This is a genomic window from Planktosalinus sp., assembly GCF_059864935.1.
This window is the reverse complement of sequence record NZ_JCBCCK010000132.1, coordinates 1-4390: the sequence shown is the minus strand read 5'-3', so window position 1 is coordinate 4390 and position 4390 is coordinate 1. Positions and strand designations below refer to the sequence as shown.

At 39.7% G+C, this 4390-nt stretch carries 5 protein-coding genes; 4 read left to right on the top strand and 1 reads right to left on the bottom strand.

Annotated features, from left to right (window positions below):
• Positions 1 to 527, bottom strand: a 527-nt coding sequence (locus AC6F75_RS05675; protein ID WP_500713983.1) for a nicotinate-nucleotide diphosphorylase, incomplete at its 3' end; no start/stop codon positions are given.
• Positions 528 to 640: 113 nt separating this feature from the next.
• On the opposite strand from AC6F75_RS05675, the gene rlmH reads away from it, so the two are divergent.
• The 4 genes from rlmH to AC6F75_RS05655 form a co-directional block, all read left to right on the top strand.
• Positions 641 to 1114, top strand: a complete 474-nt coding sequence (gene rlmH / locus AC6F75_RS05670) for a 23S rRNA (pseudouridine(1915)-N(3))-methyltransferase RlmH (RefSeq protein ID WP_500713982.1) — start codon at positions 641 to 643, stop codon at positions 1112 to 1114.
• Positions 1115 to 1222: 108 nt separating this feature from the next.
• Positions 1223 to 1798, top strand: coding sequence for a non-canonical purine NTP diphosphatase (locus AC6F75_RS05665; protein ID WP_500713981.1), 576 nt, complete (start codon positions 1223 to 1225; stop codon positions 1796 to 1798).
• Positions 1799 to 1904: 106 nt separating this feature from the next.
• A complete protein-coding gene (locus AC6F75_RS05660; protein WP_500713980.1) occupies positions 1905 to 3710 on the top strand; it encodes a DEAD/DEAH box helicase in 1806 nt (601 codons plus the stop codon).
• Between the two features lie 81 nt (positions 3711 to 3791).
• Positions 3792 to 4390 (top strand): carboxypeptidase-like regulatory domain-containing protein (locus tag AC6F75_RS05655; RefSeq protein WP_500713979.1); only part of this gene is annotated, 599 nt, incomplete at its 3' end.

The window sequence follows — 4390 nt, the reverse complement described above, 5'->3', positions numbered from 1 at the left end:
GCAAAATCGATGTGGTTGTCCTTGAGCATAATCATATCATACAGAGCAAACCGGTGATTTTCACCACCACCTATTTTCACCGCCCACTTTTCCAAAGCCCTGATTCCGGGAGTAGTTTTTCGGGTATCAAGTACTTTGGTTTTAGTGCCTTTAAGCACCTTAACAAACTCGCTGGTTTTTGTAGCAATGGCACTCATTCGCTGCATTGCATTCAACACCAATCTTTCGGCTTTTAAAATGGATTGTGACAAGCCGGAAACATAAAAAACAATATCCCCGTACTTCACTTGATTGCCATCGGGAATCAAGACTTCGACTTCCAAGGTTGAATCTACAAAATCAAAAACCTGTCTGGCAAACTCTACTCCGGCAATGATGCCTTTGTCCTTTACCAAAAGTTTGGCTTCGCCCACGGCATCATAAGGAATGCACGCCAACGAACTGTGGTCGCCGTCGCCCACATCTTCCCTGATGGCATTTGAAATGATGAAACTAAGCTCCTTGTCCAGTAATTTCTGAGAAATCATAGTGATTAATTTTTTAGCTAAAATAGGGAATTCACAAGGAAAATTAACTAATTTACACCACCAAATTAATTTGCAATCTGACATTCTGAATTTCAGCTTTCAATAGTACTTTTATGAAAATTAAATTAATTGCCGTTGGTAAAACTGATAGTAAAAATCTCCAGTTGTTTATGGATGATTACATTAAAAGGTTGAGGTTTTACATTCCTTTTGAATTTAAAGTCATTTCCGATTTAAAAAACACCAAATCACTTTCTGAACTTCAACAAAAACAAAAAGAAGGTGAACTAATCCTGAGGCAGGTAAATCAAAGCGACGAATTAATTCTTTTGGATGAAAACGGAAAATCATATACTTCTGTGGGTTTTTCAGAGGTTTTAAGTAAAAAAATGAGCAGCGGTTTAAAACAATTGGTGTTTGTTATTGGTGGTCCTTACGGTTTCAGCGAAGAAGTTTACCAAAGAGCTCATGGAAAAATCTCCCTTTCAAAAATGACCTTTTCACATCAAATGGTCAGGTTGTTTTTCCTGGAGCAATTGTACAGAGGGTTTACAATTTTAAAAAATGAGCCCTACCACCATAGGTAGATGTTAAGAAATACCAAGTGCCAAGCACCAAACTCCAAATTCCAATTTTTTAATTCTTAATTTTACACGAAACCTACCTACGGTAGGCAGGCCCGAAACCAATAAAACATGAAACTTGTCTTTGCCACAAACAACCTGAATAAACTCAAAGAAGTGCAAGCGTTGATGCCCGAAACTATTGAATTATTGAGTCTTGAAAACATTGGTTGCAAAGAAGACATCCCGGAAACAGCCCCAACCATTGACGGAAATGCCATTCAAAAAGCAAACTACATAAAAACCAATTACAGTTACAACTGCTTTGCTGACGACACCGGCCTGGAAGTGAACGCCCTTGATGGCGCACCCGGAGTGTACAGTGCCCGTTATGCAGGTGAACATAAAAACGCCGATGACAATATGGACAAATTACTGGCAAAGCTCAAAAGCAAAAACGACCGTAGTGCGCAATTCAAAACCGTTATTGCGTTGAATCTTGGTTTAGAAACCCACACATTTACCGGAATTTGTAAAGGAACGATTACTCAGGAGAAAACAGGTGATAAAGGTTTTGGCTATGACCCCATATTCAAACCCGATGGCTACAATGAAACATTTGCACAGATGGATCTTTCGCTCAAAAACAAAATAGGGCATCGCGGTAAGGCCATTCAACAACTCATTGATTTCCTTCAAAAGTATTGAGATTTACATAAAAAGCATTATATCATTAAGATACAAATAATTGATGGTCGCTGTTTACTGCAAACCAATAATTTAGCTTACCTTTGCACCCAATTTAAAAAATTATATGACAAATTTTACAGACTTAGGTCTCAATGAGGCCTTATTGCGGGCAGTGGCCGACATGGGTTTTGAAACCCCTTCAGAAGTTCAAATCAAAACAATACCCATACTACTCAGTAAAGAAACCGACCTGGTTTCATTAGCGCAAACAGGAACAGGAAAAACAGCCGCCTTTGGCTTTCCGCTAATTCAGAAAATAGACCCAAAAAGCAAGGTTACACAAGGTCTTATCCTTTCCCCTACAAGGGAACTTTGTTTACAAATCACCAACGAATTAAAACTTTACAGCAAGTATGTGTCAGGCTTGAATGTTGTAGCCATTTATGGTGGTGCCAGCATAACAGACCAGTCCCGGGACATCAACCGCGGGGCACAGATCATCGTTGCCACTCCGGGCAGGATGAAAGATATGATTTCCCGAAGGATGATCGATATTTCAAAAATTGAGTATTGCATACTCGATGAAGCCGATGAAATGTTGAACATGGGCTTCTATGAAGACATCACTGAAATCCTTTCCCATTCACCAAAAGAGAAAAGCACTTGGTTGTTTTCTGCAACCATGCCAAAGGAAGTTTCCAGTATCGCCAAAAAATTTATGCACACCCCGGTTGAAATTACCGTGGGCACAAAAAATACTGGTACAAAAAGCGTTTCACACGAATATTACACAGTGAATGCCCGTGACCGTTATCAGGCACTAAGAAGACTGGCTGATGCCAATCCGGATATTTTCTCTGTAGTTTTTTGCCGTACCAAAAGAGATACCCAAAAAGTTGCCGAAAACTTAATTGAGGACGGTTACAACGCTGCGGCACTTCACGGCGATTTAAGCCAGAATCAACGTGATATGGTAATGAAGTCGTTCAGAAACAGGCAAATCCAGATGCTTGTTGCCACCGATGTAGCAGCACGAGGAATTGACGTTGATGATATTACACACGTAATCAACTACCAGCTTCCTGATGAAATTGAAATTTATACCCACAGAAGCGGAAGAACCGGACGCGCCGGAAAAACAGGGGTTTCCATGACCATCGTTTCTAAAAGCGAAGTGAGAAAAATTCGTACTATCGAAAAAAACATTCAGCAGAAATTTGTGGCCAAAGAAATTCCAAACGGAATGGAAATTTGTGAAGTTCAATTGTTTCACCTGGTCAACAAAATTAAAAATACCGAAATCAATCACGATATCGATGCTTACTTACCAAGTATTGAAGAGGTATTGGTGGATCTCAGCAAAGGCGATTTAATTAAAAAAGTGTTTTCGGTAGAATTCAGCCGTTTTTACGACAGATATAAAAATGCCAAAGACCTTAACGCATCCGAAGGAAGAACTGTGGAAGACCGTGGAACTGAAGATACTACCAGATTTTTCCTAAACATTGGTTCTAAAGACGGTTTTGACTGGATGAGCCTTAAAGACTTTTTAAGGGATTTACTCAATCTCGGAAAAGATGATGTGTATCGTGTGGATGTCAAAGATAGCTTTTCATTTTTCAATACAGATGCTACACATCAGGATTTGGTGTTGGGTATTTTTGAAAACTTCAAACTTGAGGGCAGAAATGTCAATGTAGAAGTTTCAAGTGAAGGTGCCGGCAGGGACCGGGGCAACCGCAGACGCAGGGATGATAAATCTTTTGGCAAAAAACCAAAAGATGACGGTTTTAGAGGCGACAGAAATAAGGACAGGGGCAATCGTGATTTCGGTAAAAAAGATGGCTCCAAATTTGCGGGTGGTGGTAAAAGAAGGTCAACCGACTTTAAACCACAAGGCACAGGGGGCAGACGCAGAAGAAAAGGATAGTCTTGTTAATTTTTGCATAATATCAATAATATTATACATCATTTGACGCTATATTTCTATATTTAGCCCACTGTTTATGCTATGAATAAATTACGTTTATTACTTATTTTTCTCACTTTTTCGGGAATGCTTTATTCTCAGGAAGAAAACCACCTTATAAAAGGTAAAGTATTAAACGACGCCAATGATGTTCCCATTGAGAATGTTCATATCGTCAATATGAATCAAGTGGTTGGGTCAATTTCAAAAGAAGACGGTTCGTTTTCAATTCCGGCACGTGTGAATGATACCCTGTATTTCAGCTATTTGGGTTTTAAATCCATCAGGGTGAGAGTGACCAATGACTGGTTTCGTTTTGGTGATATCAAAATAAAAATGACTGAGCTGGGCATCGCTTTGGAAGAGGTGGTGCTCAGGCCGGTTCAGTTAACGGGCTATCTGGAGATAGATGCCAGAATTATCCCCATATATGACAATTACAGGTACAGTATCTCCGGTTTAAACACCGGATATGAAGGTGGACAAAGCCAACCCGGTGCCGTATCAAAGGTGTTAAGTTCCATTTTTAACCCCGCTGATTTTCTTTACAACGTTTTTGGTAAACGACCGCAGCAAATGCGAAAATTGCGGCAAATGAAAACTGATGACAACATCAGGAATTTACTTCAAAGCAAATTTGA

Coding starts and splice junctions, on each gene's coding strand:
- rlmH (WP_500713982.1), top strand. CDS start 641: ATGAAAATTAAATTAATTGCCGTTGGTAAAACTGATAGTAAAAATCTC.
- AC6F75_RS05665 (WP_500713981.1), top strand. CDS start 1,223: ATGAAACTTGTCTTTGCCACAAACAACCTGAATAAACTCAAAGAAGTG.
- AC6F75_RS05660 (WP_500713980.1), top strand. CDS start 1,905: ATGACAAATTTTACAGACTTAGGTCTCAATGAGGCCTTATTGCGGGCA.